The organism is Pseudomonas sp. C9, from assembly GCF_002000165.1.
GTDB lineage: Bacteria > Pseudomonadota > Gammaproteobacteria > Pseudomonadales > Pseudomonadaceae > Aquipseudomonas.
In genome coordinates this window covers 4474812-4501127 of sequence record NZ_MPAK01000001.1, presented here as the reverse complement: position 1 = coordinate 4501127, position 26316 = coordinate 4474812, and the positions used below count along the sequence as shown (strand labels likewise).

Here is a 26316-nt window from a genome sequence, read left to right as displayed (position 1 = left end):
GCCAGTGTCTATCAGCGGAGTTATTCGTGTTTGCCAATCTCTTGATAATCCTCGTTTCCTCTCTGGTGGTCATCGCGCTGTTCCAGCGCCTGCGATTGCCACCGGTTCTGGGCTATCTGTGCGTTGGGTTGATGATTGGTCCGACCGCCTTCGACTGGGTGAATGAAAGCGAAGGGTTGCCATACCTTGCCGAGCTCGGTGTGGTGTTCCTGCTGTTCTCGCTCGGTCTCGAGTTTTCCTTGACGAAAATGATCGCATTACGCCGTGTGGTGTTTGGTCTTGGCAGTTTGCAAGTGCTGGTCAGCGGACTCTTGCTGGGTGTTTTGTTGATAATGTTCGGGATGCCGACCACACCTGCTTTATTACTGGGCGCGGGACTGTCGCTGTCGTCCACCGCCATTGTCAGCAAGGAGTTGAGCAGCCTCGGCGAAATTTTCAGCAGTCATGGCCAGAATGCCATCGCGGTACTGCTGTTCCAGGACGTTGTGGCCGTCTTGCTGCTGACCCTGGTGCCCGTGTTCGCCGGCAGCAGCGATCAAGCCTGGTACTGGGCGCTGCCCCTGACACTGGTAAAAACCGTGGTGTTGTTTGGTGGTCTGATGCTGGTCAGTCGCTGGCTGCTGCCACGGTTGTTCCACGAAGTCGCTGCTGCCCGTTCTCCCGAACTGTTCGTACTGCTGGCGCTGGTCATTGTTCTGCTGACCGCCTGGCTGACTCACTTGCTGGGCCTTTCCCCGGCCTTGGGCGCGTTTCTCGCTGGCATGCTGTTAGGTGAAAGTCATTACCGACACCAGGTCGAGGCGGATATCCGTCCGTTTCGCGACATTCTGCTCGGGGTGTTCTTCGTCAGCATTGGCATGCTCATCGACTTGAATTTGTTTGCCAGTCACGCCCCGCTGATCCTCGCTATGACACTGGGGTTACTGCTGATCAAGGGCACCGTGGTGGCGCTGTTGGTCAAATGGCGTGGCAGCGATGGCGAAACCGCCTGGCGCAGCGGCATGGCACTGGCCCAGGGGGGTGAGTTCTGCTTTGCACTGATGGCGCAAATGCAACAAAACGATCTGATTCCCGCACAACTTAGCGGCCTGCTGCTGGCCGCCACCTTCTGTTCGATGCTGGTCACGCCATTGATGCTACGTGCGGCCCCGACTATTGCCAAGCGCCTGCACCGCAAGTCCAACAGGGAAGCAAAACTTGAAGAAATCAGCGCCTTGAACGCAGAGCTGGACAAGCATGTCGTCATTTGTGGTTACGGTCGCGTTGGTCAGTCCATCGGTCGCTGCCTGCGCCAACAGCAACAACCTTACATTGCGCTGGACCACGATTCAGTACGGATCGAAGAAGCGGCCGTCAGTGAAAGCTGCGTACATTACGGAGACTCCCGACGCGGCGAACTGCTGGAGGCCGTCGGGTTGGCGCGCGCCAAACTGCTGGTGATCGCCGTGGACCAGGCTGAAATCGCGCTGGAGATCCTCAAGGAGGCACGCCGGCTCAATTCAAGTGTGCCGATTCTGGTCCGCACCCGGGACGACAGTCAGCTGGCCGAATTGAAAGAGGCCGGCGCCAACGAAGTCGTGCCCGAATTGCTGGAGTCCAGCCTGATGCTCGCCTCCCATGCGCTGATCATGCTGGGGCTACCCGCCCATCAGGTACAGGAACGAGTCGATCAGATACGGCACGATCGCTACCGGATGCTCCACGGTTTCTATCCCGGGGCTGTAGATGAAGAGAACTGATTCAGTCCTGACTGACGGCGCCAATCTTGTGCACCGACAAATCCGCGCCGTAATACTCTTCTTCCTGGCTCAAGCGCAGCCCGTGAAACGCCTTGATCGTCCCATACACGGCAAAGCCACCGGCCAGCGCCACGACCACACCCAAAGAGGTGCCGATCAACTGGCTGATCAGGCTCACCCCACCCAAACCGCCCAGCGCGGTCTGACCAAAAATGCCGCATGCGATGCCACCCCACGCACCACACAGACCGTGCAACGGCCAAACCCCCAGCACATCGTCGATGTGCCATTTGCCCTGCGCCGCGGTAAAACACCAGACAAACAGCGCGCCCGCGATGCCCCCCGTCACCAGCGCACCCACCGGGTGCATCAGGTCGGAGCCAGCGCAAATGGCCACCAGACCGGCCAATGGGCCGTTATGCAGGAAGCCAGGGTCATTGCGTCCGACAATCAGCGCCGCCATGGTTCCGCCGACCATGGCCATCAACGAATTCACCGCCACCAGTCCGCTCACGCCTTGCAGCGTCTGAGCGCTCATGACGTTGAAGCCAAACCAGCCGACAATCAGGATCCACGAACCCAACGCAAGAAATGGAATGCTCGACGGCGCAAACGCCACCAGACGACCGTCGCGATAGCGCCCCTGTCTTGGCCCGAGCAACAACACCGCCGCGAGCGCCAGCCAGCCGCCCATGGCGTGAACCACTACAGAACCTGCAAAATCATGGAAGCTGGCCCCCACATGGACCAGCAACCAGGCTTGCAAACCAAAATTGCCATTCCAGATCATGCCTTCAAAGAAGGGGTAGATGAACGCCACGATCAGCGCTGTCGCACACAACTGCGGGACAAACCTGGCGCGCTCGGCGATGCCGCCGGAAATGATCGCCGGAATCGCCGCGGCGAAGGTCAGCAAAAAGAAGAATTTCACCAGTGCGTAACCATGGTCGGCGTTGATCACCGCTGCCGGTTGCAGGAAGGTAACGCCATAGGAAATCCAATAGCCTATAAAGAAGTAGGCTAGGGTCGAAATGGCGAAGTCGCTGAGAATCTTCGACAAGGCGTTGACCTGGTTCTTTTGCCGAACCGTGCCAACCTCAAGAAAGGCGAAACCGGCGTGCATGGCCAACACCATGACTGCGCCGATAAGGATGAACAATGTATTGGAGCTGTGGACCAGACTGTCCACCGCGCTTTGCAGATTTTCCATGGAGTTTGGCAGACCTTAAGGCTGAAAAAAGCACCAAAGCAGTTCGCGCAAGCAAACGATGCACCAGTTTGCGGCTCACCTGGATCGAATCACTGATCCCTGCGAACCGTTTTGGCGCATAGAAGCGTCACCCTCGCGCGAGTTTTGATTGTTTGCGTCAGGGCATTACTGAAATCATGCCCGGCAACAGCGCATCAGCACCGGCAAACGCACCACGACACAGCAAAAGTTGTACCAGTCATTTGTAATGAACCTTCGCGCAAGGCTCATACTCGAACCCATCAGAAGCCACAGACGGAGATCCACCCATGGCCAGCATCAAGGCAAAGACTGCTCAAGAAATCCTGATGAACGATTTTCAGACTCTGGTCAGCGACACCGAACGGTTGCTGGAACACACCGCCACCCTGGCTGGCGATCAGGCTGATGAGCTGCGTAACCAGATCCACGACAGCCTGTTGCGTGCCCGGGAAACCTTGAAGTTGACCGAAGACTCATTGAAAGAGCGCGGCCAGGCAGCGGTCACCGCGACCGAGGATTATGTTCAGGCCAACCCATGGCAATCGGTCGGGATCGCCGCCGGGGTGGGCTTCCTGATTGGCCTGCTGGCTTCTCGGCGCTGATATGTCTATCGGCGAATCCAGCTCGTCTGCGACGGGCACAAGCGCTACATCACGACGCCTGGGCGCCGCTTTTCTTGGACTGTTGCACAGCCATGTCGAACTGTTCGGCATCGAGTTGCAGGAACAAAAAGCGCGCACCGTAAGCCTGCTGCTGTTTGCGGGCCTGGCGCTGGTCTTTGCATTACTGCTGCTGGTGGGGTTGTCGACACTGGTGTTGATCGTGTTCTGGGACACTTATCGCCTGGCCGCCATCATCGGGCTCTGCGTGTTCTATACCTTGGCCGCCATATTCTGTGGGCTGCGTTTGAAAGCAGCGGTCTTCGATGAGTCCTCGCCTTTCCATGGCACCCTGCAAGAATTGGCCAACGATCGGGAGCGTCTGCTGCCATGAGCCTGCCTGAACTGCCTCATAACAGCTCGCGCGCGGAAATGCGCAAGGCGTTGATTCGCCTGCGCATGGAAATGCACCGTCAGGAAATTCGCCATGAATCCAGGGAACTGCTGCTGCCCTTGCAGCGGATGCGCGGGATGACGCAAAACCTGCAGGAGAATTTTGGCATCAAGCATGCTCCGCTCTGGGGCGTGGCGGCTGTCACTTTGCTGGGCTTCCTGACCGGCAAAGGCGCCAGACGCGGTGGCGTCAGCAGCCTGACTCGCCTGGTACGGCTGGGCACCAGCCTGGCACCCTTGATCAAACTGGTCCTGCAAAGCAATTCGCGTAAAGACTGAATGGCATGCTTGCAACACCCGCGGGACGAACCTCTTTATCGAGAGGTTCGATCCTGTGTGTCCATCGACATCGACGCCGCCGGGCGCCAGTTCCACTTGCAGGCACCGGCGCGAACCCGGAAGCTAAGGGCTCAGTCACCTGACGGAGAGACCCGCCTTGGATTGGCAAACCCTGCTTACCCGCGAACGCCTCGGAAAACCTCTGCACAGCCCGGAAGAACTCGGCCGCAGCCCTTTCCATAAAGACCATGACCGCATTATTTTCTCAGGCGCTTTTCGCAGGCTTGGACGCAAGACCCAAGTCCATCCGGTCACCAGCAACGATCATATCCATACGCGCCTGACCCACTCACTGGAAGTCAGCTGCGTCGGCCGCTCACTGGGCATGCGTGTGGGCGAAACCATTCGCGACGCCCTGCCCGACTGGTGCGACCCGAGCGATCTGGGAATGGTGGTGCAATCGGCCTGCCTGGCCCATGACATTGGCAACCCACCCTTCGGCCACTCCGGCGAAGACGCCATCCGACACTGGTTCCAGCAGGCCGCAGGTCGTGGTTGGCTGGATGCCATGAGCGAAGTCGAACGCAACGATTTCCTCAATTTCGAAGGCAACGCCCAAGGCTTCCGGGTGCTCACTCAGCTTGAGTACCATCAGTTCGACGGTGGTACGCGGCTGACGTATGCCACGCTGGGTACGTACCTGAAATATCCCTGGACGGCGAAGCACGCGGACTCACTGGGTTACAAAAAGCACAAGTTCGGCTGTTATCAGAGCGAACTGCCGTTGCTGGAGCAGATCGCTCACAAACTCGGCCTGCCACAACTGGAAGAGCAGCGCTGGGCGCGCCATCCATTGGTGTACCTGATGGAAGCCGCCGATGACATCTGCTACGCGCTGATCGACCTGGAAGACGGTCTGGAAATGGAGTTGCTGGAATACGCCGAAGTCGAGTCTTTGCTACTCAACCTTGTGGGCGACGACCTTCCGGAAACCTATCGCCAACTCGGTCCACTGGATTCGCGGCGTCGCAAACTGGCCATCCTGCGGGGCAAAGCCATCGAACACTTGACCAATGCTGCGGCGCGCGCCTTCGTCGAACAACAGGACGCCCTGTTGGCCGGCACACTGCCCGGTGATCTGGTGGAGCACATGCATGGCCCGGCCAAGCGTTGCGTCTTGAATGCCAAAGACATGGCCAGAAAAAAGATTTTCCAGGACAAACGCAAGACGCTGCACGAAATCGGCGCCTACACCACGCTTGAAATTCTTCTGAACGCGTTTTGCGGAGCGGCGCTGGAACAACACAACGGTCGAACGCCCTCGTTCAAAAGTCGTCGCATCCTTGATCTATTGGGGAACAATGCACCCGATCCTCGCGGGCCTTTGCATACGTCTTTCTTGCGCATGATCGACTTCATCGCCGGTATGACCGACAGCTACGCCAGTGAAATGGCCCTGGAAATGACCGGTCGTTCAAGCCGCGGGTGAATCCCCCTCGACCAGCTGTTCAGATTGCCTGAAGAGCTGGTTGATGTTCACTCGCAAACAGAATCGCCCTACATCGTGCGCAGCGCTGGCTGATCGACTGCCTGCCCTGCTGGCGCAATAATCACCGTCCACTCTGCTCGACACATGAAGCATGAAAAATGTCAGGTTCAAACACGATTGGCGCATCTTGCTGGTGGAAGATCATCCCTTTCAGCTCAAAGCGACCCAATGCCTGCTAGAGAGTTATGGCGTCAAAGTTCACCAGAAATGAGAACGAATTCATTAAAAATGAGAACCAACTCAGTAAATCTGAACATAAATGGAAATAAATTCAAAAAATGAATAATATTTTTAGAGCTTAGGAACGTTCAAGTAGCCTCTGCGTATCTTCATCATTTCGACGAAGCAGCTTACGCACGAGGCGCTAGTAGGAAACGATGATTGCTTCCCTAGTCGACTAGGCCTGCCAAACTGTTTACAGGAAGGGACCATAAAAGTTCGTCGCTCTACAGATCGTAATTCGTCCCACCCTTACCGACTACTTTGGGTTGGTTTTCCCGGTCGCGACAGGCAACAATCGGCAAAAAGCAGTCGTTGAACTGTTGCCCCGACTTCGAATCATCAGGAGTACTGCAACCTACAAAGAGTAGATGAGCGTGCCCCTTAAACCGCAGGATTTGCCGGCGCCTGAAAACGCCTACTAGCCAGGCGTTGACTACGTCTGTGAGCTCCCCGTCTGGCTTGTCATTGCTCGAATCAAAAGTACCGTCATGATCCCGTGCAATACGACCACTGGCCATAATACAACCCCACTCGATCCCCCCGAGATGCCAATGTAGGCGAGATAAAGCGTAGTGCCAGCGTTATAGGTCAACATCCCGAGTATTGCGGGTCCGGGCCAGCAGGCGACGGCCAATGCGATGAGGGCAATGCCGGCCAAGGGGACGATGACGCCCGTCAGTTCGAAGCCAAACAGAAGTTGCCCGACCAGCGACGGGACAAGTATCAGCGACATGCCAGTGGCGGCCTCGATGATCGCGGCGAAAACAAGCAGTCCTTTCATGACATGGGCGCTCCGTCCCGGGCTGTATAGGTGCAAGACTGGACAGCCATGGGGAATTGGTTAATCCGATTACTACTAAGCCTTAGGGATGGTCTGAAGTAGTCACGCTTTTCTGGCTGACTTCAGCCTCCGCTAATTTTGAAAACGGCGAATCGACCAAAACGATCAGATCATCCGCTTATTTCTGAGCTTTTAGCCGCCGCGAGCACCTCGCAACGGTCATTTCCCACATTACTGGCGCACCTCTCCTGTACTGTTCAGTAAATGTCGGCGTGCCATCCACAGATTCGACAGCGCGAATAGCGTCACCAGTTGCGCGGTGTTTTTGGCCAAGCCACGGAAGCGCGTTTTCACAAAACCGAACTGGCGCTTGACCACCCGAAACGGGTGCTCGACTTTGGCGCGCGCCTGGGCCTTGGCCTTCTCGATCTTGCGCTTGGCTTTGTATAGAGCGCTACGCTTACCCAGCTTCTTGTAAGTACTGCGGCGTGCCGCGATCTGCCAGATCACCTCGCGCCCATCATGCTCGGTACGTTTCTCGACGCCGGTATAACCGGCATCGGCGCAGACCACGTTCTCCGCACCGTGCAGCAGTTTGTCGACCTGAGTGACATCCGCCACGTTGGCGGCTGTGCCCACCACGCTGTGCACCAGACCTGACTCGTCATCCACACCGATGTGCGCTTTCATGCCGAAATAGTACTGGTTGCCCTTCTTGGTTTGGTGCATTTCTGGATCGCGTTTACCGTCCTTGTTCTTGGTCGAGCTGGGCGCATTGATCAGCGTGGCATCGACAATGGTGCCTTGGCGCAACGACAACCCTCGGTCACCCAGATAGCCATTGATCACGGCCAGGATGCCGGCAGCTAGCTCGTGTTTCTCCAGCAGTCGGCGGAAGTTGAGGATGGTGGTTTCGTCGGGAATACGCTCCAGATTCAGCCCGGCGAACTGCCGCAGGATGGTGGTCTCGTACAGCGCTTCCACCATCGCTGGATCGCTGTAACCGAACCAGCTCTGCATCAAATGTACACGCAGCATCGTCATCAACGGATAAGCCGGACGACCGCCTTCACCCTTCGGGTAGAACGGCTCGATCAGTTTGATCAAGCCGTTCCACGGCACCACCTGATCCATCTCGATCAAGAACAACTCTTTGCGGGTCTGCTTACGCTTGCCTGCGTACTCGGCGTCAGCGAAGGTCATCTGTTTCATCGGAAAACTCGGCGGGTGGAGTCCTGGTATTTTGCCAAAATCAGGAAGTCTTCTTCAGAGTTTCCTTAGTGCTTATCGTGATTAGCCTTGGTGGAAAGTTCCGGTACAGCAGCCATACTCCACTCGACCGCGAAAACTATTCGCAGTATAGCGTGGGGCACTAAGTCATGAACTTAAGCGTCTGCGAAGCGAAAGAATCTCGACTTTCGTTAATCAAACGATGCATTCGCCAACCGTTATTGCACTTTCTAATCGCCGGTTTTGCACTCTTTGTGCTGTACGGCGGTTTACACCGATCAACCCTTGATCAAGATCCGCAACGCATTGAAATCACCCAAGAAGTTGTTCAGCGGATCGCGATTTCCTGGCTGGCGCGATGGCAACGGCCCGCATCGGAACAACAGTTGCAGGGACTGATTGATGAATATGTGAAAGAGGAAATCCTCTATCGCGAAGCACTGAAACTTGGCCTGGATAAAGACGACACTATTATTCGCCGCCGACTGGCGCAAAAAATGGATTTCCTTGCCGAAGATGTGGCGTCACTTCGCGAGCCGGCACCCGGTGTACTTGAGGCCTGGTACAACCATCATCAGGACCAATATGCCCCGCCGCCACTTTTGACTTTCCATCATTTGTTTTTCGCCTTGGACAAACGGGGTGCGGATGCGCAAGCGCAGGCCCAGTCCGCACTCAGAGGGCTGTCTGACAAGAACAGTGGTGAAGGCGATGCGTTTATGTTTAAAAACGCCTACACAGAACAATCCCAGGATCAGGTGGCGCGAGTCTTTGGTTCAACGTTCGCCATTTCATTGTTCAAGCAAACGCCAGGTAGCTGGGTGGGGCCCGTGGAGTCGGGTTTTGGCTGGCACCTGGTGTGGATTGATGCGCTGGCCAAATCACCTCCCCCGCCCTTCGAAGCCGTGGCCCTGCAGGTCAAGTCCGATTGGTTGTCCGAACAACGCAGCGCATCGAAACGCGCGAATTTCGATGCATTGAAAGCACGCTATGAGGTCGTGGTGATGATACCTGCCTCCGCCGGTGCGATTGCCGCCACACACAAGGAGCGGCCGTGATGAGGTGCACGGTATGGCTGCTGTTAGTGCTCTGGTTCGTGGGGCTGACGGCCATGGCCCATGAGTCGCGCCCCGCTTACCTGGAACTCAGCGAAACGGCCGCCGGGCGCTTTGACATACTGTGGCGCACGCCTGTGCTTTCAGGCATGCGATTGCCGGTTGCGCTTCGGTTTTCCGACGGTGTGCACACGGTCGTAGAGCCCGTGGAAAGCGAACTGAACGACTCACTGCTCGAGCGTCGAGTCATTGATGCCGGTCCCGCAGGACTGGTCGGGCAACGTATTGAATTCATCGGTCTGCAAGCGAGCATCACCGATGTGCTGGTGCGTGTCTCGCGCCTGGACGGCAGCCTGACGACCACTCTGATCCACCCTGCGCAACCCTGGATAGAGATCGCTGCCGCGCCCGGAACGTTCTCGGTGGCCGGTGCGTTTCTGGTTCATGGCATCCAACACATCCTGGGGGGCTTCGATCACCTGCTGTTCGTCTTCGGGCTCCTGCTGCTGGTGGGTAATGGCTGGATGCTGGTGAAGACCATCACCGCATTCACCCTCGCCCATTCCATCACTCTGGCACTCGCTACACTGGGTGCGGTGCGGCTGCCCGGCCCACCTGTGGAAGCGACGATTGCGCTAAGCATTCTGTTGCTGGCAGTGGAAATCGCCCGCAAGAACCGTGACAAAACCGGTTTCACCCTCCAGTGGCCATGGGTGGTGGCGTTCTGTTTTGGCTTGTTGCATGGCTTCGGTTTTGCCGGTGCGCTGGCGCAAATCGGATTGCCGCAGCGCGACCTGCCGCTGGCGCTGTTCACCTTCAATGTCGGCGTCGAGATCGGCCAACTGCTGTTCGTCGCCGTCGTGTTGGGCCTGCGCGCACTGCTGCTGCTGCGTTGTCGACTGCCACAGCCTGCAATCCTGTATGCCCGACCGATTGCTTCTTACGGGTTGGGTACGCTGGCTGCCTTCTGGTTTTTCGAAAGAGTCTCGAGTTTCTTGTCCTGAGTTGCCCCCTGTCATTGCCGTATTCCGGAGACGTGGAATATGAAAACCCCTACACACTTCACCGCGCCAACACTGCTCGGTTGCGCAGTGTTAATTGTCAGCGTGCTGGCATTGGCAGAGGGCAACCCGGATCGCGAGGTTTACTTTGGCCAGACGCACTCGCACAGCTCCTGGTCGATTGATGCCTACCTGATCGGCAACCACCAGGTCGATCCCGAGCAGACGTACCAATACTCACTTGGGATGCCGATCAAGCATCCAATGGGATTTGAAGTGCAACTCAAGGGTCGCCCGCTGGATTTCCATGGCGTGACCGACCACTCGGAATACGTGGGCGTGATCGCCCTGGCCAACGATCCGAAGTCAGACTTCAGCAAGCTGCCCATCGCACAAAAGCTGATTGTCAAAACCCCGGAAGATTTCAACCGGGTGTTCAAATGGATCGCCGGCAGCTTGAGCCACCCGATCAAGGAGCTGATTGATCCGAAGGTTGCCGGCAATATCTGGCAGCAGAACATCGCCATCGCCGACAAGTACTACAAACCCGGCAAGTTCACCACGTTTGTCGCCTATGAATGGACCTCAGCCCCCAACAATCAAAACATGCACCGCAATGTGTTTTTCCGCGACTCGAAGAAGGTGCCGGACCTGCCCTTCACGGCCCTCGATTCGGACAAACCGGAGGATTTGTGGGGCTGGATGGACGACCAACGCAAAAAAGGCAACGAGGTGCTGGCGATCTCCCACAATGCCAACCTCAGCAACGGCCTGATGTTTCCGGTGGACGTAGATGACCGTGGCCGCCCCATCGATGCTGCCTGGGCCGAGTCGCGGATGCGCAATGAATCCCTCACCGAAATTCACCAGGTAAAGGGCACCTCGGAAACCCACCCCGAACTGTCGCCGACAGACGAATTTGCCAATTATGAAATCATGAATTTCCTGCTCGGCATCGACAACAGCACGTCGAAACTCAATGGCAGTTACATCAGGCAAGCCTGGCAAAACGGCATGGCTTTGCAGCAAGCTCGTGGATACAACCCTTACAAAATGGGCGTGGTCGGCGCCAGCGACTCGCACAACGGGGTGATTCCTTATTCGCAGAGCTACAACTTCGGCTCCCACGGTTTTACCGACAGCACCCCGGCGGCGCGTCTTTCCGGCAAACAGAACTCGGGGATGATTGCCTTGCAAACCAGCACCTCCGGTTTGGCCGGTGTCTGGGCCGAAGAGAACACCCGTGAATCGATCTTCGATGCCATGAAGCGCAAAGAAGTCTATGGCACCAGCGGCGTGCGCATCCCCGTGCGCATGTTTGGTGGCTGGGGTTTCGACAGCAGTGTGTGGAATGAAAAAGACTGGGTGCATGCTGCCTACGCCAAGGGCGTTCCCATGGGTGGCGACTTGCCGGCAAAACAGGGTAAACAGGCGCCATCCTTCGTGGTGTGGGCGGTCAAGGATGCCGACGATGGCAACCTCGACCGAATCCAGATCATCAAGGGCTGGACCCAAAACGGCCAGACCTTCGAGAAAATCTACGATGTCGCCTGGTCCGGTGATCGCCAACTGGACCAGGCCACCGGCAAAATCCCACCGGTGGGCTCCACAGTCGATGTTTCCAAGGCAACTTACACCAATACCATTGGTGCCACCGAGCTGAAAAAAGTCTGGGTCGATCCGGATTTCGATCCGGCCCTGCACGCGTTCTACTACGCCCGCGTGCTACAGATTCCGACCCCGCGCTGGAGCACCTATGACGCGGCCAAGTTGCAAGTGCCGCCGCCGGCCGATGTCTCGGCCACCGTCCAGGAACGTGCGTGGACTTCGCCGATCTGGTACACGCCGACCGTTGAGGACAGCAAGCTTGTCGCTGCTGGCAAAACCATCGACCAGCTGAAAACCGAAGGCGCCAAAGCGCTCACTAACGAGCAGCTGCAAGCCTACGTGGTGGGCAAAACCATCAAGGTGCGCAATACCGTCACCGGCCAGACGTTCGAGATCGTCTATGGCACCGAAGGCCAACGCCTGGTGACCAGCGTCGATGGCAAGCCACCTACGCAAGGGGAATATCTGAACATGCTGCATGGCGGCCAGTTTGGCGTGCCGGCCAAATATGAAATCAAGGACGGGCATCTAGTGACAACACTCGGCGGCTCCCCCTTCGAGGCCACAATACTCGAACAAAACGGCAAATACATGGCGGCTCGCAGCAACGAGTTCGGCTATGTGAATTATGAGGTTGAGGAGGTCAAGTAGCGCCGAAGCCAGTACCGATGTTCCGCATACATCGGTACTGGCAGATTGACGCGGACAGATATTGCCGTAGCTCAGTAAGAAAGCTGTTCGCGAATCGGCCCTAATGTACTTATCCAGACATTGATACTTGAATGGGCACTGTTACCGAAAGCAGTCATCGATGGAGGTCCGCTATGGGTCCAGGCGGTGTGAAAACGCCAGCAATTGTCTAACCTTCTGATCGCCGAGATCGTATCGGGGGCGATCATGAAGCGATTCATTGAAGGTGAGGCTCGGACGCAAGTCACGTTGCTGCCGGAGTGCCTGGACGATTACGTAGCTGAAGAAAATCCAGTGCGCGTGGTCGACGTTTTCGTCGATGAACTTGACCTAGGTGCACTTGGGTTTGAGGGTGTCGATCCTGCTGCAACGGGTCGTCCGGCCTACCACCCAGCGATCTTGCTGAAGATCTATATCTACGGCTATCTCAATCGGATTCAGTCCAGCCGCCGGCTTGAGCGTGAGGCCGAGCGCAATGTCGAGTTGATGTGGCTGACAGGGCGTTTGGCTCCAGATTTCAAAACCATCGCCGACTTTCGCAAGGACAACGGCAAGGCTACTCGCAGCGTCTGCCGGCAATTTGTGGTGCTTTGCCGCAACCTCAATCTCTTCTCCCAATCGATCATCGCCATCGACGGCAGCAAATTCAAAACCGTCAACAACCGCGACCGTAACTTCACCCAAGGCAAGGTGAAGGCACGCATGCAGCAGATCGAGCAGAGTATTGATCGATATCTGGCGGCGATGGATTCGGCGGATCGGGCAACGCCCGAAGTGGCCGAGGCCAAAGCAGAGCGGCTTAAAGAAAAGATAGAAACACTGAAAAAGCAGATGCAGAAACTCAAGGAAATCGAGGCGCAGCTCCACGAAAGTCCAGACCAGCAGATCTCTCTCACAGATCCAGATGCACGCTCAATGGCCACGAGCGACCGAGGCACCGGAACGGTCGGCTACAACGTACAAACAGCTGTCGACGACAAACACCATCTGATCATTGCCCATGAGGTGACCAACGTTGGAAATGATCGTGGGCAACTGAGCAATATGGCGAACCAAGCGAGTGAAGAAATCGAGGCTGAATCGCTAACGGTGGTGGCCGACCGAGGCTACTACAAAGGTCTGGAAATTCTTGCCTGCGAGCAAGCGGGCATCACTACCTTCGTACCGAAACCCCTGACATCAGGCAGCAAAGCCGAAGGCAGATTCAGCAAGCAGGATTTCATCTATCTTATTGCGTCGGACGAGTATCGATGCCCTGCGGGACAGTTACTGACCCGGCGGCATTCTTCGGTGGAAGACGGCATGCTACTGCACTGTTACTGGTTCTCGGGTCGCCAGTCCTGCGCAATGCAGAAGCAGTGTACGACGGGTAAGGAGCGCCGGGTAAAGCGCTGGGAACATGAAGCCGTAGTCGATGCGATGCAGGTACGGCTGGAAAATGATCCAACGATGATGAGGCGTCGCCGACAGACCGTTGAACATCCGTTTGGAACGCTCAAATACTGGATGGGAAGTACCCACTTCCTGACCAAAACCCTGCCGAGGGTAAGCACTGAGATGAGCCTTCATGTGCTGGCCTACAACCTCAAACGAATGATGAGCATCTTCGGCATCGCAGGACTGCTTGAGGCGATCAGAGCGTGAGTCCAGCCGCTTGCTCAGCCGTTAGTAGCCGTTTGGGCCGCTGACGCGGCCCAAACGGCATTATGAGCGTCTATGTCGCTGGCTAAGGTAATTCGCGCTTCCGCCCGCTGATTCCACAGGCAACCCTCGCGACTCATAGTTTTCGACGTATTCAGTGCGTTTTCACACAGCCTCGGTCGGGAGTGGACGTCCGTGAGTGGCTGCTCAGCCAAAAGCAGTCACTGCATTGAACCTATTCGATCACATTTACAACTAAGGCAAATTGTCATCAAATGCATGAGACAGCGAATTTTTCGATCGCCCTCAATACTTTAGAACAAAACCGTCAGCATTCTGTGCGTTGAACACCATTCTGCCCAGGTAATGGCTGCAAGATTCACATCGATAAAAGAACGTTGGCGAGCCCCTCAGTCTTTTATGATGGGGCAAGCGGTAACCAGACGCAGACTTCGAACCCATCTTGTCGACCTGTTGCCGGGGAGAACAATTTCATTCTGGCGTTTACCCCCTGCACTATGGTTTTGGCAATCGCCAAGCCCAGTCCTGAACCACTGATCTCACTGTGACCGCGCACAAAACGCTCAGTCAGGTGCTGTAATATCGACTGTGGCACCGCCGGGCCGCTATTGACAACCCGTAGCTGTGCCTGTTCGGAGAGACTGACTTCGACCGGTTGATCCGCTGCACCATACTTCAGCGCATTCTCAATCAGGTTGCGCAACAGGATGCCAAAGGCGTCCGGGTCAATGGTCGAGTACACGCCGGCCTGGCTTGGCAGCTGCAACTCAATGCGCTGCCCGCTACGTTGGTTCCACTCGTCCACTCCGTGGGCAAGCAACGGAATCAGGTCTTGTGCCGTTTCGGACAACAACCCGCCGCCCTCGGCTTTGGCCAGCTGCATGAGTTTTTCTGAAAGCCGTGAAAGCTCGCGCAACGCGTTCTCGATCTTCTGCGCACGCACTCGCAACGGACCTTCGGGCGCTTCGTGGTGTAACCGCTGGATCTGCGCCAAGGTCGAGGCCAATGGTGTGCGCAGTTCATGGGCGCTGTTGGCGGTAAAGCTGCGCTCGGCCTCAAGGGCGTTGCGTAAGCGCTCCAGCAGGTGATTGACCGCCTCAGCCAACGGGTCGATTTCTGCCGGCAGGCGCACCACCTTGATCGGCGACAGATCACCCACACCGCGCGCTTCAATAGCACGACGGTAAGCCAACACGCTGCGTAGGCTGAAACGCACAAATAACCAGGTGCCCAACAGGCTGACAGGAATCAACACCAATAGAGGCAACAACAAGGCAAATAATGCCTCCCGCGCTGCTTCGCGACGATGACCAAGCGGTTCGGCTATCTCGATGAACAGCGTCTGGTGCAATGCACTAGCGCCATACAAGCGGTACTTTTCAGAGGTGGAAAAACCTTCAGTCGGTTGTCGATTGAAAATCTCCGGGTTGGCGTCGTGAGATTGCATCAGAATTTTTCCCGTGGCATCGCGCACCAGGTAGGTCAGGTATTCGTTGTGCATTTTCAGGGTCGCGACGTGTTGCGCAGTCCGTGGTTCTTCCCGGTTGCTGATTTCCAGCACGGCCAAGGGCAGGATGCGTTGTGCAGTCTCTTCCAACGCGCTGTCGAATGCCTCGTTCAACTCATGTTGCACCACCAGCCAGGCGCCGACTGTCGCCACCAGCCAGAGTAAAGTCATACCAAGAGTCAACCCAAGACCGAGACGTATTTGCAGGCTCGAAGACGGCTTCATTCGGACATCAACCGGTAGCCCATGCCCCGCACGGTTTCAATCAGATCGCGCCCGAGTTTTTTACGCAGACGGCTGATGTAGACCTCAATGGTATTGCTCTCGATTTCGGCGCCGAAGGCATACAGCCGTTCTTCAAGCTGCGACTTGGACAGCAGCGCGCTGGGGCGTTGCACAAACGCCTCGAACAGCGCCCACTCCCGCGCCGTGAGGTCCACCGTCGCACCGCCCCGCAGCACCGTGCGGGCACTCATATCGACCTGCAAATCACCGAGTTTGATCTGTGGATTGGGGTTGCCGCTATAACGCCGGGCCACCGCCGCCACACGGGCCGAGAGCTCAAACAGGTCGAACGGTTTGACCAGGTAGTCGTCGGCGCCGGCGTTGAGGCCGGCAATTCGATCGGAAATCTGATCCTGGGCGGTCAGGATAATCACCGGGGTCACGTCCCCTGCCGAGCGTTGCTGGCGCAAAAAATCCAGCCCGCGACCGTCCGGGAGCATCAGGTCCAGCAGGATCAGGTCGTAAGGCGTGGTGCGGACGCTGTTGCGCGCGAGGTCCAGGCGCTGCACCCAATCGACGGCGTGGCCGTCATCGGCAATCTGCTCGCGCACCGCCTCCCCCAAGCCTGGAGCGTCCTCGACCAATAAGACCCGCATCTGGCACCTCCTGTGATGGTTGTCGTGCAGCACCTTAATCGCCTTACCTGACGTGAATCTGAAGATTCAGCTGGTTGTCAGGAATGCACCTTAGGGTATGCCACAAACGCCGAACTCGGCAGGAGACAGATCATGAAATCAGGTTTTATTGCCAATGCCACGCTGTTGAGCCTGCTGCTCAGCGTTTATGCCCAGGCCGGTGACGACTGCAGCGACCCGGTGAGCGACTGGCAACCGCGCGAAACCCTGCGTCAGCAGGTAGAGCGGCAATACGGCTGGAGCGTGCAGCGCATCAAGGTCGACGACGGTTGTTACGAGCTCAAGGGCCTGGACCGCAAAGGCAATGCCATCGAAGCCAGTTACTCACCGGCCTCGCTGCGCCTGCACACACTTGAGATTCATTTCCGCGACGACGGCGATGCCAGGGATTACCTCGGCAGCCCGCTCACCGAATGACGCCGCATCTGTCGATGAATTTTTCCTGCGCTTCAGGTTGCTGTCAGCCAGCAGGTCCAGTCTCTCGACCTAACGATCAACAGGACACCCTCATGAAAAAGATCATCGCAGCTACCTGCCTCGCCAGCGCCATTGCCTTGCCGGGTCTGGCCCAGGCCCGTGAAGTGACCCTGACCACTCAGCTCAAGGACTACAGCGGCAACGACGCCTACCTGGCGATCTACGTCACCGACGCCAATGGCCAATATCAGAAAACCCTGTGGGTGGCCGGCAAAAAGGCCAAGTACTACAAGCACCTGGGTGACTGGGCCCGTGGCAGCGGGATGAACCCGAGCGAGTTTGACGGGGTCAGCGGCGCCAGTGTCGGCAGTGGGCGCACGCTCAAAGTCAGCGTCGAACTGGCAGACACCCTGATTGATGCCGGGTACCAGATCCGCATCGACAGTGCCGTCGAGGACAAACGCGACGCCCGTGCCGATGTCAGCGTGCCCCTGTCGTCCAAAGGCTCAGGCAAGCCTGCACCCGGCAGCGCCTACGTCGACTCCTTTACTTACGATCTGTAGCACCTGCCCTTTCTGGAGGCTGAACATGCTTCGCCAGTCCCATTCCCTCCCCGGCCTGATCGCTGCCCTGTTGGTCATGCTGTTGGCCATCAGCGGCGCGATCCTGTCTATCAACCCGGCGCTGGAACGCTTGCACAGCACGTCCACTCCTGCCGGACAACTCAACGTCGGCCAACTGGCCGGGCGCGTTGCCAGCCACTTTCCGGGCGTGGAGCAGATCCAGCGCACAGCGTCCGGCACGGTCATCGTCTATTACAACCAGAATGGCCAGGCCGGGGCGGAAAAGGTCGACCCAATGACCGGCCAAGGCCTCGCGCCCTACGAGCCATCTGCGTTCTCACGCTGGGTGAAAGAGCTGCACCGCTCGATGTTCCTTGGCACGCCGGGCCATGGCGTGTCAGGTGTCGGCGCGCTGTTCATGCTGGTGTTGTCGGTATCCGGCGCCATGTTGCTGGCCCGGCGCCTGGGTGGCTGGCGCAACCTGCTGCGGCCATTGCGGGGCACTTTCAGCCAGCGCTGGCACGCGGAAGTCGGGCGATTGGCCTTGCTGGGGCTGCTGCTGTCGGCATTGAGCGGGCTCTACATGTCCGCCACCACCTTTGGTTTTATCGCCGACGGTAGTCAAAGTGAACCCGCCTTCCCCGCCCACGTCAGTGCGGGTCCGGCCCTGCCCGTGGCGAAGCTGCAAGCCTTGCAGGCCACCGACCTCAATGACCTGCGCGAACTGGTCTACCCCAGCCCCAATAATGCGCAGGATGTGTTTTCTCTGCGCACGGCCCAGGGCGACGGCTACGTGGACCAGGCCAGCGGTGCTTTGCTGTCCTATCAGGCCCACGACTCGATGCACAACCTCTACGAGTTGATCTATCAATTGCACACCGGCGAAGGCCTCTGGTGGCTGGGCCTGCCGCTCGGGCTCTGCGCCCTCTGCGTACCGTTGATGAGCGTGACCGGCATGGTGTTGTGGTGGCGCCGCCGTAAGGCGAGCCCGACCCTTCGCCACAACAGCCCGGCCCACTCCGCCGACAGCGTGATTCTGGTGGGCAGTGAAAACAACAGCACCTGGGGCTTTGCAAAAACCCTGCATGACGCTTTGCACCTGGCGGGACACCGGGTGCACAGCGCGACAATGAATCAATACGCCAATAATTACAGCAACGCCCAGCGCGTGTTCATCCTCACCGCGACCCACGGTGACGGCGATGCGCCGGCCTCGGCTTCGCAGTTCCTGGCGCGGCTGGCGAAAACCGGCCTCAAGCCCGGCCTGCCCTTTGCCGTCCTGGGCTTTGGTGATCGGCAGTTTGCGCAGTTCTGTCAGTACGCCCATCAGGTGCAGGACGCGATGTTGCAGGCCGGTGGCTCGCCGTTACTGGGGCTGGAAACCGTCAACCGCCAGTCGTCTCAGGAGTTTGCGCGCTGGGGTCACGCATTGGGCGACGTGTTGGGGCAGGAGCTGGCGCTGGTTCACACCCCGCAGCAGCCGCGTACCCATCAGTTGGAGCTGACAGAGCGGATTGCCTATGGTGAACAGGTAAATGCGCCGACCCACATACTGCGCTTCAAAGCCTGCGGCGAGCTGCCGGACTTTCTGGCCGGCGACCTGGTTGGGATTCTGCCCCCGGACAGCCCGATACCGCGTTTCTACTCGCTGGCCAGCGGTTCCCAGGACGGCGTGCTGGAGATCTGTGTGCGTAAACACAACGGTGGCATGTGCTCGGAATTTCTTCATGGCCTGGACATCGGCGCGCAGATCGAAGCCTTCATCCAGCCCAACCCGCAATTTCGTCCGGCATCGGGCACGCACCCCGTGATCCTGATCGGCGCCGGTACCGGCATCGGTCCTCTGGCCGGTTTTATCCGCAACAACAAGGCCCGACACCCGATGCACTTGTATTGGGGCGGGCGCAACCCGACCTCGGACTTTCTCTATGAACCGGAGCTCAACCAATACTTGTCGGACCGCCGCCTCACGGCATTGCGCGCCGCCTTTTCTCAGGTTCAGGACCGAAGCTACGTGCAAGACCGGCTTATCAGCGATGCCCTGGCCTTGCGCCGGCTGATTGAAAAAGGTGCCCAAGTGCTGGTGTGTGGCAGTCGCGAAATGGCCAAAGGCGTGATGCAGGCCCTTGATGAAGTGTTGGCGCCTCTCAACCTGAGTGTGCTGACCCTCAAGGCACAAGGACGCTACCGTGAAGATGTCTACTGAGTTGCAGCGTTATAGCCTGAACGGCGAAACCATGGGCACCCGCTACACCGCCCTGTTTTATGACGGGGCCGGGATCGATACCGACGAAGTTGGTCAGTGCCTGGCCCGCGCCGTGGCCCGGGTGGACCAGCAAATGTCCACCTGGAAACCCGACTCGGACCTCAACCGCCTCAATGCCGCCCCCGAGCAGGAATGGGTGTCGGTGCCCAAGGAACTGGCCACGGTGCTGTCTGCGGCATTGCGCGTCAGTCAGCAATCCGGCGGCGCCTTCGACATCGCTGTCGGTGACCTGGTGAACGCCTGGGGCTTCGGCCCAGGGGAGCAGACGGTCACAGAGCAGGCGATCGGCACGATTGCGCCGCGGGCCCGGCTGTTAGCCAGCGCCGCATTGGTGGTTGAGCCGCAACGCAATCAGGTGCGCAAGCGCGTGCCGCTGAACCTTGATTTGAGTGGCATCGCCAAAGGGTTTGGCGTGGATGAACTGGCCCGTTGCCTGGAGGGTTTGGGCATCACCCGCTACCTAGTCGGCATCGATGGTGAGATGCGCGCCCGGGGCGTCAAACCTGACGGCCAGTGCTGGGCCGTGGCCCTGGAAAAGCCCAACCGGGGCGTGCGTGAAGTCATGGGCGTGATGGAACTCAGCGATGCCGCAATCGCGACCTCCGGGGACTATCGACACTGGGTCGACGTGGCCGGTCAGTCTTATGCTCACACCATGAACCCAGCCACCGGCGCGCCGCTGTGCAACCCGCTCGCCGCCGTCACCGTGGTGGCGGCCTCGTGCATGCTCGCCGATGCCTGGGCCACGGCGCTAATGGTCCTGGGCGAAACCGAGGGCCCACGTCTGGCTCAGGAACGCGGGATGGACGCGTTGTTCGTGCTGCGCGAGGGTGAACAATTCAAAGAAATATCCATTGTCGGCGGTCAGTTGCAGGCGCAGATTGAATCTCGCTGACGCCGTTTTCCGGACCGCTCTGACCCCGTCCGATTTGAACCGCCTAATGACAGGGAGTCCCGTTAAACAATGAAATTCATGCACAGGCACACCGAGGCACACAGAAGCGATCGAATTGGCTGGCTGCGCGCCGCCGTCCTAGGGGCCAACGACGGGATTGTCTCTACCGCCAGCCTGCTGATCGGCGTCGCTGCCGCCAACGCCAGCCATGCCACGTTGCTGGTCACCGGAATGGCGGGGTTGATGGCCGGGGCCATGTCCATGGCCGCTGGCGAGTACATTTCCGTACACTCCCAGGCCGATACCGAGCGGGCCGATCTGTCCCGCGAACGGGCAGAATTGGCCAGCGACCCGAAAGCCGAACACATCGAACTCGCCAACATCTACATGCATCGCGGGGTATCACCCGAACTGGCACATCAAGTGGCCGATCAATTGATGGCCCATGACGCATTGGGCTCCCACGCCCGGGACGAGTTGGGCATCAGCTCCACTCTCACCGCCAAACCCTTGCAGGCCGCCATGGCCTCCGCCGCTAGTTTCGTGGTGGGTGCCGCGTTGCCTCTGGCGGTGACGTTTGTCGTGCCGGAGTACAGCGTGGTGCCCTGGATATCGGGCATGTCATTGGTGTTTCTCGGGACATTGGGCGCCATTGCCGCCAAGGCAGGCGGGGCCAAAGTCATGACCGGCGCCTGGCGAGTGACATTCTGGGGGGCGCTGGCCATGGGCATTACGGCACTGGTGGGGCACTTGTTTGGCGCAGTGGTCTAGCGGCCGCGCCCTCCAAAAACAGAGGGCGCCCGCCAGCCAAAGGGGCGCCCTATACAGGTTGACGACCTAAACCACTCCGACGAAATCGCTCGCAGTCAGGGCGACGTGCCCGACCAGATCAATTTGCCAATCGGCGCCAGTACCGTTGTTTACGAACAAGTGACCTCAATCCAGCGGCGCAAGGACCTGGGAGACGGCACGGTCACCGACGTCGACCAGCGGTGGCCCGGCGCGACTTGGCCCGGGCCGAGTTGATTGAGTCCGAGGACAGCGTGACCGTGGCCCGACGTCTGTTGCAGGAGTACCAGGGCCAGACGCCCGATGAAATTGCCACCTTGCAGGACACCTTCCCGACGCCGCCCCAGCAACCGGACAACCTGCAGGAATGGATCATCCGCGCCGGCACCGACAGCCCCTCGATCCGCGCCCGGCGTTTGAACGTCAACACAGCCGACGAAGAAGTCGCCAAGGCCAAAGCCGGTGACTGGTCAACCCTTGATCTGGTACTCGGTTACACCGCCGCCGACAGCGAGACCCTGTCCACCCAAAACCAGCGCAACCGCCACAGTTCCACCGGGGTGGCGCTGAACATCCCGTTGTACAGCGGCGGCTACGTCAGCGCCCGCGCCCGTCAAAGTGTTGGACAACATTGAGATTGAGTTTTGCAGCGCCCGCGCGGAGCTGTTCGGAGTTCCCGACTATGTGCCCGCACTGATGGAATACATCACGGCCTATGGTGTCGACCTGAATTTCGGCAACACACTCACCCGCGTGAATGGACCCGCACGGACTGCAACGTTCAACTGCGTCAATCCGGATGGCAGCTCCCGTCTTGTTACGCGCGACTTCGATCTGCTCTATGTGGTGCCACCGCAGATTGCGCCGGATTTCGTTCGGGTCAGCCCTCTCGCTGACACCGCGGGCTGGATCGATGTTGACCCCGCCACTTTGCGCCATAAAACTTGGGTCAATATTCACGCACTGGGAGACGCTACCAACTCCAGCAACGCCAAAACCGCGGCAGCGGCACGCAAGCAGGCGCCCGTCGTTGCCCATAATGTGTTGGCGGCAATGGGTAAAGCGAAAGGCAGCGCCCATTACGACGGTTACGGCTCCTGCCCGCTGACGGTTGAACGCGGCAAGATCGTCCTGGCTGAGTTCACCTATGGCGGCAAAGTCGCCCCCAGTTTTCCATCCTGGCTGATTGACGGTACCCGGCCATCGAGGCTGGCATGGCCGCTCAAGGAGCGGATTCTTCCACCGCTGTATTGGAAGGGAATGCTCAAGGGCCACGAGTGGATGGCGAAACCTGAGATGGCTAACGTATGAAACCAGGCCTGAAAGCAAGGAGATTAAGATGATCGTTGTCTTACTGCTCGGGCTTACTGTCGGGGTCATTCTGGCTCTGACCGGCGCCGGAGGAGGAGTACTGGCTGTTCCATTGCTGGTGTTTGGAGTGGGGTTGAGCATGGCCGAGGCAGGGCCATTTGGTTTACTGGCTGTCGGTTTAGCCGCGACCCTGGGTGCCGTGATGGGACTTAAAAACGGCACCGTCCGCTATAAAGCTGCGCTTCTAATTGCAGGAGCGGGGATCGTGTGTTCTCCACTTGGCCTTTGGCTGGTGCAGCGCACGCCTAACCGTCCGTTGACGATCATGTTTGCCTTCGTGCTGATGTACGTTGCATTGCGGGTATATCAACGATCGCTACCTCCCTCCACGGAGTCGAAGACCCCCGTCACGTCCAAGCCACCGCCTTGTCTATTGGACGTGAACCGAGGAAAGCTCAACTGGACGGGGCCGTGTGCATGGGCACTCACCCTCTCTGGCATTGTTGCGGGAGGGCTTTCCGGCTTGCTCGGTGTGGGCGGCGGCTTTGTGATGGTGCCGGCGCTCCAGCGATACACCAACTTGACAGCGCAGTCGGTGCTGGCAACGTCTCTTGCCGTTATTGCGCTGGTTTCAATTTCCGGCGTAGCGGCAAGTTCCGCAGCCGGGCACTTGCAGTGGGCAGTCGCCATTCCGTTTTCCACTGGCGCATTGGTCGGAATGGTCGGCGGACGTCTGATCGCGGCACGGCTCGCGGGTCCACACTTACAAAAAGGTTTCGCCGCAGTTTCCATGGTGGTGGCGGTGGCTTTGCTGGTGAAAGCTATTTAGTCCTGTACATCAGCCATCCACTTCAAGGACTACCCAAGCCTCGCCTATAGCCCGTGACTTGCCCCCGACCTGTCCTGCCAGTGACGAGCTGAAATCAGTGCAGCCATACATTATATTTATTTATATATTATAATTTAGATAAATGACCAATTAGTGATCAGTCGTATGCCCGAATTAGATCTCCAGCAGCTACACGCCAATGCCGATTCTGCCAGCCAATTCCTTAAAGCTCTGGCCAATCCGGATCGTTTGGTCCTCCTATGCCAGTTATCTCAAGGCGAGCGCAATGTCAGCGATCTCGAGTCACTACTGGGGATACAGCAACCGACTCTCTCTCAACAGCTGGCTGTGCTTCGTCGCGAAGGACTGGTGGAGACCCGCCGTGACGGAAAGCAGGTGTTCTATCGCATCAGCAGTCCCGCAGCATTGGCAGTCATCCAAACCCTGTATCAACATTTTTGCACCGGAGAAGCTTCATGAATGTCGACTGGCTCAACTTCACTCCCTGGTCATCCCTTGCCGGTGGCGCATTGATTGGCCTGGCGGCCAGTCTATTCGTCGTCGCCAACGGGCTTATCGCAGGCATCAGCGGCCTGATCGGCAGTCTTTTACAGCGTGGGAGCGAGGGGGTGAGTGAGAAAGCACTTTTTCTCCTGGGCCTGCTTATCGCGCCGCTTCTATGGGGCTTGTTCGCCACGCTGCCACAGATCGAGTTCAAAAGTGGCTGGTTCGGACTGATAGTAGCCGGTGTATTAGTGGGCATCGGCACACGATACGGATCAGGTTGCACCAGTGGTCATGGGGTATGCGGCATATCGCGCCTTTCGCCGCGATCGATGGTTGCCACTGCGTGTTTCATGTTCAGTGGTTTCGTCACGGTGTTTGTCTTGCGTCATCTGCTGGGGGGTTGAACATGACCAAACTGACTGCGTTCATTGCTGGCCTGCTGTTCGGCTTAGGTCTGCTTTTGGCAGGCATGGCCAACCCCGGCAAAGTACTCGCTTTCCTGGATCTAACCGGTGCTTGGGACCCTTCCTTGGCGTTGGTCATGGTCGGGGCAATTGGCGTGGCCATTGGCCCGCTAACCTGGGCGCGACAACAATCCAGTTCGCTGCTGGGAAGGCCAATGCAGCTACCGATCAAACGTGAGTTGGACCCGCGCTTGATTGGCGGGAGCCTGTTGTTCGGCATCGGCTGGGGAATAGCGGGCATCTGTCCGGGCCCCGCAGTGGCAATTCTGCTGACAGGACACTGGCAAGTGATCGTATTCATGTTGGCCACGCTGGCCGGCATGTTGTTGTTTAGGCCAATGCAGCTACCGATCAAACGTGAGTTGGACCCGCGCTTGATTGGCGGGAGCCTGTTGTTCGGCATCGGCTGGGGAATAGCGGGCATCTGTCCGGGCCCCGCAGTGGCAATTCTGCTGACAGGACACTGGCAAGTGATCGTATTCATGTTGGCCACGCTGGCCGGCATGTTGTTGTTTACTGCGCTGGAGAGCCGGCGCAGCCATTGATCGGCAGATCGCCATGAAAGCGAACGTTGCCGGCATGGAACCGAACCAGCCTTTCGCTGATGGCATTTGGCTTTGTGATTGAGTCGACGCTGGCGCTTCAATCCAGCAGGCGCTTTAGCGCAGCGACGCCAACGGGCGGCTCCGCGGCCCAGGGCACCACGATGACAGCATGGTTGGTTTTTTCGGCTACCCGCGTCATCTGCTTGCGCTCACTATCCAAGCGCGCTCGCAGCAGCGGGTCATCGGTGTCTGTGGCGAGCAGAGACTTATTGACCACCCAGGCAAACGGTTCGATGTTGGCCCTGCGCAAGTCATCCTGCAGCCCTGCCGCCTGGGACACCGGCGTGACTTCAGGCAGGGTTACCAAGATGATTTTGGTGTAGTCCGCATCTTGCAGACGCATCAATGGCGTGACGATGTGGTCCGAGGTTTTGCCTTTGAATTCCCGAACCATCTGGCGGTGATAGGCGCCTGTGGCATCCATCAGTAGCAGCGAGTGACCGGTGGGGGCGGTGTCCAGCACCACGAACGAGGTTCTAGCTTGAGAAACCACGCGGGAGAAAGCATGGAAAACCGCGACCTCTTCGGTGCAGGGCGAACGCAGATCCTCAATAAGCAAAGCTATTTCATCTTCCGTCAGGGTCGAAGAGCGGGAAGCTACGATCTTGTCCACGTATTTTTGGGTCTCGACCTTAGGGTCGATGCGGCCGACGCTGAGCCCTTGCACATCGGCGTTGAGGGTCACAGCCAGATGCGCCGCAGGATCCGTCGTGCTCAGATGCACGGATTTGCCGTGCTGGACCAGACCCAGCGCGATGGCTGCAGCAATGGTGGTTTTGCCAACACCACCTTTGCCCATGACCATGATCAACCCACGCTCATCATTCGCAAGCTCGGCAACCAGTTCCGAGAGCTTGGGATGTTCGAGGCGCGAGGGCTCGTGGGTTGCAGTGCTTGCTGGCCGAGCAAGTTCCGGGGCAAGCAGCCCGCGTAGCGCGGGCAAGCCAACGCAATCCACGGCTTTGAGCGGGATGTAGTCGGCTGCAAGCTGGCGGAGCGAAGCTGGCATCTCGTCGAGTGCCTGCTGGCCAATCGCTTCGATGGCCTCGGCGATCGGATCATTCAAGTCGCTGCGTTTGAACACAGCGTTCACGACCAGACGTTGGTTTTCCAGACCCAACTCACGAAGCTCGTCGGAGGATCG

General features: G+C 58.2%; 25 protein-coding genes and 3 pseudogenes. 22 read left to right on the top strand and 6 right to left on the bottom strand.

The window, feature by feature from the left end; genetic code table 11:
- Nucleotides 1-26 precede the first annotated feature (26 nt).
- On the top strand, nucleotides 27-1739 hold the full coding sequence (locus tag BMS17_RS21065) for a monovalent cation:proton antiporter-2 (CPA2) family protein (RefSeq protein ID WP_046032389.1): 1713 nt from the start codon (nucleotides 27-29) through the stop codon (nucleotides 1737-1739).
- A 1-nt stretch (nucleotide 1740) separates the two neighbouring features.
- On the opposite strand, the gene BMS17_RS21060 is transcribed toward BMS17_RS21065, so the two are convergent.
- Complete coding sequence (locus BMS17_RS21060; RefSeq protein WP_046032390.1) at nucleotides 1741-2949, bottom strand: ammonium transporter; 1209 nt, start codon at nucleotides 2947-2949, stop codon at nucleotides 1741-1743.
- 308 nt (nucleotides 2950-3257) lie between these two features.
- Between BMS17_RS21060 and BMS17_RS21055 the strand changes: the two genes are divergently transcribed.
- The 5 genes and pseudogenes from BMS17_RS21055 to BMS17_RS30715 all read left to right on the top strand — a co-directional run.
- Complete coding sequence (locus BMS17_RS21055) at nucleotides 3258-3572, top strand: YqjD family protein (RefSeq protein WP_077431665.1); 315 nt, start codon at nucleotides 3258-3260, stop codon at nucleotides 3570-3572.
- 1 nt (nucleotide 3573) lies between these two features.
- Nucleotides 3574-3963: a phage holin family protein gene (locus BMS17_RS21050; RefSeq protein ID WP_046032392.1), complete on the top strand. Its 390-nt coding sequence runs from the start codon at nucleotides 3574-3576 to the stop codon at nucleotides 3961-3963.
- Nucleotides 3960-4301, top strand: coding sequence for a hypothetical protein (locus BMS17_RS21045; protein WP_046032393.1), 342 nt, complete (start codon nucleotides 3960-3962; stop codon nucleotides 4299-4301). Before BMS17_RS21050 ends, BMS17_RS21045 begins: the two co-directional genes overlap by 4 nt.
- A 157-nt stretch (nucleotides 4302-4458) precedes the next feature.
- Nucleotides 4459-5790, top strand: a complete 1332-nt coding sequence (locus tag BMS17_RS21040) for a deoxyguanosinetriphosphate triphosphohydrolase (protein WP_046032394.1) — start codon at nucleotides 4459-4461, stop codon at nucleotides 5788-5790.
- Nucleotides 5791-5941: 151 nt separating this feature from the next.
- Nucleotides 5942-6040: pseudogene (locus BMS17_RS30715) on the top strand (response regulator); the annotation flags it as partial.
- 465 nt (nucleotides 6041-6505) lie between these two features.
- Here the strand turns inward: BMS17_RS30715 and BMS17_RS21035 are convergent.
- Together BMS17_RS21035 and BMS17_RS21030 are read right to left on the bottom strand one after the other, a co-directional pair.
- Nucleotides 6506-6853 (bottom strand): hypothetical protein, encoded by a 348-nt coding sequence (locus tag BMS17_RS21035; RefSeq protein ID WP_077431664.1) that lies wholly within the window; start codon nucleotides 6851-6853, stop codon nucleotides 6506-6508.
- Nucleotides 6854-7084: 231 nt separating this feature from the next.
- Entirely contained in the window at nucleotides 7085-8065 is a 981-nt protein-coding gene (locus tag BMS17_RS21030; RefSeq protein ID WP_077431663.1) for an IS5 family transposase, read from the bottom strand.
- Between the two features lie 167 nt (nucleotides 8066-8232).
- Here BMS17_RS21030 and BMS17_RS21025 point away from each other — a divergent pair, with 167 nt between their 5' ends.
- The 4 genes from BMS17_RS21025 (at nucleotide 8233) to BMS17_RS21010 (ending at nucleotide 14081) form a co-directional block, all read left to right on the top strand.
- The gene (locus BMS17_RS21025) at nucleotides 8233-9141 is read left to right on the top strand and encodes a peptidyl-prolyl cis-trans isomerase (RefSeq protein WP_077431662.1); all 909 of its coding nucleotides are present in this window, start codon (nucleotides 8233-8235) and stop codon (nucleotides 9139-9141) included.
- Complete coding sequence (locus tag BMS17_RS21020; RefSeq protein ID WP_077431661.1) at nucleotides 9141-10142, top strand: HupE/UreJ family protein; 1002 nt, start codon at nucleotides 9141-9143, stop codon at nucleotides 10140-10142. The genes BMS17_RS21025 and BMS17_RS21020 overlap by 1 nt, the downstream gene beginning before the upstream one ends.
- A gap of 39 nt (nucleotides 10143-10181) precedes the next feature.
- The gene (locus BMS17_RS21015; RefSeq protein ID WP_077431660.1) at nucleotides 10182-12398 is read left to right on the top strand and encodes a DUF3604 domain-containing protein; all 2217 of its coding nucleotides are present in this window, start codon (nucleotides 10182-10184) and stop codon (nucleotides 12396-12398) included.
- Nucleotides 12399-12644: 246 nt separating this feature from the next.
- On the top strand, nucleotides 12645-14081 hold the full coding sequence (locus tag BMS17_RS21010; RefSeq protein ID WP_077431659.1) for an IS1182 family transposase: 1437 nt from the start codon (nucleotides 12645-12647) through the stop codon (nucleotides 14079-14081).
- Between the two features lie 415 nt (nucleotides 14082-14496).
- Here the strand turns inward: BMS17_RS21010 and BMS17_RS21005 are convergent, their stop codons facing one another.
- A complete protein-coding gene (locus BMS17_RS21005) occupies nucleotides 14497-15831 on the bottom strand; it encodes an ATP-binding protein (RefSeq protein WP_077431658.1) in 1335 nt (444 codons plus the stop codon).
- Nucleotides 15828-16487 carry a response regulator transcription factor gene (locus BMS17_RS21000; protein ID WP_077431657.1) on the bottom strand — a complete coding sequence of 220 codons (660 nt, stop codon included), beginning with the start codon at nucleotides 16485-16487 and terminating at the stop codon, nucleotides 15828-15830. The genes BMS17_RS21005 and BMS17_RS21000 overlap by 4 nt, the downstream gene beginning before the upstream one ends.
- A gap of 132 nt (nucleotides 16488-16619) precedes the next feature.
- On the opposite strand from BMS17_RS21000, the gene BMS17_RS20995 reads away from it, so the two are divergent.
- The 12 genes and pseudogenes from BMS17_RS20995 to BMS17_RS30860 all read left to right on the top strand — a co-directional run.
- Nucleotides 16620-16943 carry a PepSY domain-containing protein gene (locus BMS17_RS20995; RefSeq protein WP_077431656.1) on the top strand — a complete coding sequence of 108 codons (324 nt, stop codon included), beginning with the start codon at nucleotides 16620-16622 and terminating at the stop codon, nucleotides 16941-16943.
- Nucleotides 16944-17035: 92 nt separating this feature from the next.
- Nucleotides 17036-17506 (top strand): DUF2271 domain-containing protein, encoded by a 471-nt coding sequence (locus BMS17_RS20990; RefSeq protein ID WP_077431655.1) that lies wholly within the window; start codon nucleotides 17036-17038, stop codon nucleotides 17504-17506.
- A gap of 25 nt (nucleotides 17507-17531) precedes the next feature.
- The gene (locus BMS17_RS20985) at nucleotides 17532-19712 is read left to right on the top strand and encodes a PepSY domain-containing protein (protein WP_077431654.1); all 2181 of its coding nucleotides are present in this window, start codon (nucleotides 17532-17534) and stop codon (nucleotides 19710-19712) included.
- Nucleotides 19702-20667, top strand: a complete 966-nt coding sequence (locus tag BMS17_RS20980) for an FAD:protein FMN transferase (protein ID WP_077431653.1) — start codon at nucleotides 19702-19704, stop codon at nucleotides 20665-20667. The genes BMS17_RS20985 and BMS17_RS20980 overlap by 11 nt, the downstream gene beginning before the upstream one ends.
- A gap of 69 nt (nucleotides 20668-20736) precedes the next feature.
- Nucleotides 20737-21438 (top strand): VIT family protein, encoded by a 702-nt coding sequence (locus BMS17_RS20975; protein WP_077431652.1) that lies wholly within the window; start codon nucleotides 20737-20739, stop codon nucleotides 21436-21438.
- Nucleotides 21439-21659: 221 nt separating this feature from the next.
- Nucleotides 21660-22091, top strand: a complete 432-nt coding sequence (locus BMS17_RS20970; RefSeq protein WP_077431651.1) for a TolC family protein — start codon at nucleotides 21660-21662, stop codon at nucleotides 22089-22091.
- Nucleotides 22075-22767 (top strand): annotated as a pseudogene (locus BMS17_RS20965) (FAD/NAD(P)-binding oxidoreductase); the annotation flags it as partial. The gene BMS17_RS20970 and the pseudogene BMS17_RS20965, both read left to right, overlap by 17 nt.
- Before the next feature lie 28 nt (nucleotides 22768-22795).
- Nucleotides 22796-23596 (top strand): sulfite exporter TauE/SafE family protein, encoded by an 801-nt coding sequence (locus tag BMS17_RS20960; RefSeq protein WP_077431650.1) that lies wholly within the window; start codon nucleotides 22796-22798, stop codon nucleotides 23594-23596.
- A gap of 165 nt (nucleotides 23597-23761) precedes the next feature.
- Nucleotides 23762-24076 (top strand): metalloregulator ArsR/SmtB family transcription factor, encoded by a 315-nt coding sequence (locus tag BMS17_RS20955; protein ID WP_077431649.1) that lies wholly within the window; start codon nucleotides 23762-23764, stop codon nucleotides 24074-24076.
- Complete coding sequence (locus BMS17_RS20950; RefSeq protein WP_077431648.1) at nucleotides 24073-24507, top strand: YeeE/YedE family protein; 435 nt, start codon at nucleotides 24073-24075, stop codon at nucleotides 24505-24507. The genes BMS17_RS20955 and BMS17_RS20950 overlap by 4 nt, the downstream gene beginning before the upstream one ends.
- A gap of 2 nt (nucleotides 24508-24509) precedes the next feature.
- Nucleotides 24510-25112 carry a DUF6691 family protein gene (locus BMS17_RS31000; RefSeq protein WP_077431647.1) on the top strand — a complete coding sequence of 201 codons (603 nt, stop codon included), beginning with the start codon at nucleotides 24510-24512 and terminating at the stop codon, nucleotides 25110-25112.
- Between the two features lie 59 nt (nucleotides 25113-25171).
- A pseudogene (locus BMS17_RS30860) lies at nucleotides 25172-25216 on the top strand (hypothetical protein); the annotation flags it as partial.
- Here BMS17_RS30860 and BMS17_RS20940 read toward each other — a convergent pair.
- Nucleotides 25210-25971, bottom strand: a complete 762-nt coding sequence (locus BMS17_RS20940; protein ID WP_305879765.1) for an ArsA-related P-loop ATPase — start codon at nucleotides 25969-25971, stop codon at nucleotides 25210-25212. The pseudogene BMS17_RS30860 and the gene BMS17_RS20940 sit on opposite strands and share 7 nt — an antisense overlap.
- Nucleotides 25972-26316 lie beyond the last annotated feature (345 nt).

Bases quoted from the DNA above. Each gene is read 5' to 3' on its own strand.
- BMS17_RS21060 (WP_046032390.1), bottom strand. From the start codon at position 2,949: ATGGAAAATCTGCAAAGCGCGGTGGACAGTCTGGTCCACAGCTCCAAT.
- BMS17_RS21055 (WP_077431665.1), top strand. From the start codon at position 3,258: ATGGCCAGCATCAAGGCAAAGACTGCTCAAGAAATCCTGATGAACGAT.
- BMS17_RS21050 (WP_046032392.1), top strand. From the start codon at position 3,574: ATGTCTATCGGCGAATCCAGCTCGTCTGCGACGGGCACAAGCGCTACA.
- BMS17_RS21045 (WP_046032393.1), top strand. From the start codon at position 3,960: ATGAGCCTGCCTGAACTGCCTCATAACAGCTCGCGCGCGGAAATGCGC.
- BMS17_RS21035 (WP_077431664.1), bottom strand. From the start codon at position 6,853: ATGAAAGGACTGCTTGTTTTCGCCGCGATCATCGAGGCCGCCACTGGC.
- BMS17_RS21030 (WP_077431663.1), bottom strand. From the start codon at position 8,065: ATGAAACAGATGACCTTCGCTGACGCCGAGTACGCAGGCAAGCGTAAG.
- BMS17_RS21025 (WP_077431662.1), top strand. From the start codon at position 8,233: ATGAACTTAAGCGTCTGCGAAGCGAAAGAATCTCGACTTTCGTTAATC.
- BMS17_RS21020 (WP_077431661.1), top strand. From the start codon at position 9,141: ATGAGGTGCACGGTATGGCTGCTGTTAGTGCTCTGGTTCGTGGGGCTG.
- BMS17_RS21015 (WP_077431660.1), top strand. From the start codon at position 10,182: ATGAAAACCCCTACACACTTCACCGCGCCAACACTGCTCGGTTGCGCA.
- BMS17_RS21010 (WP_077431659.1), top strand. From the start codon at position 12,645: ATGAAGCGATTCATTGAAGGTGAGGCTCGGACGCAAGTCACGTTGCTG.
- BMS17_RS21005 (WP_077431658.1), bottom strand. From the start codon at position 15,831: ATGAAGCCGTCTTCGAGCCTGCAAATACGTCTCGGTCTTGGGTTGACT.
- BMS17_RS21000 (WP_077431657.1), bottom strand. From the start codon at position 16,487: ATGCGGGTCTTATTGGTCGAGGACGCTCCAGGCTTGGGGGAGGCGGTG.
- BMS17_RS20995 (WP_077431656.1), top strand. From the start codon at position 16,620: ATGAAATCAGGTTTTATTGCCAATGCCACGCTGTTGAGCCTGCTGCTC.
- BMS17_RS20990 (WP_077431655.1), top strand. From the start codon at position 17,036: ATGAAAAAGATCATCGCAGCTACCTGCCTCGCCAGCGCCATTGCCTTG.
- BMS17_RS20985 (WP_077431654.1), top strand. From the start codon at position 17,532: ATGCTTCGCCAGTCCCATTCCCTCCCCGGCCTGATCGCTGCCCTGTTG.
- BMS17_RS20980 (WP_077431653.1), top strand. From the start codon at position 19,702: ATGTCTACTGAGTTGCAGCGTTATAGCCTGAACGGCGAAACCATGGGC.
- BMS17_RS20975 (WP_077431652.1), top strand. From the start codon at position 20,737: ATGAAATTCATGCACAGGCACACCGAGGCACACAGAAGCGATCGAATT.
- BMS17_RS20960 (WP_077431650.1), top strand. From the start codon at position 22,796: ATGATCGTTGTCTTACTGCTCGGGCTTACTGTCGGGGTCATTCTGGCT.
- BMS17_RS20955 (WP_077431649.1), top strand. From the start codon at position 23,762: ATGCCCGAATTAGATCTCCAGCAGCTACACGCCAATGCCGATTCTGCC.
- BMS17_RS20950 (WP_077431648.1), top strand. From the start codon at position 24,073: ATGAATGTCGACTGGCTCAACTTCACTCCCTGGTCATCCCTTGCCGGT.
- BMS17_RS31000 (WP_077431647.1), top strand. From the start codon at position 24,510: ATGACCAAACTGACTGCGTTCATTGCTGGCCTGCTGTTCGGCTTAGGT.
- BMS17_RS20940 (WP_305879765.1), bottom strand. From the start codon at position 25,971: ATGGGCAAAGGTGGTGTTGGCAAAACCACCATTGCTGCAGCCATCGCG.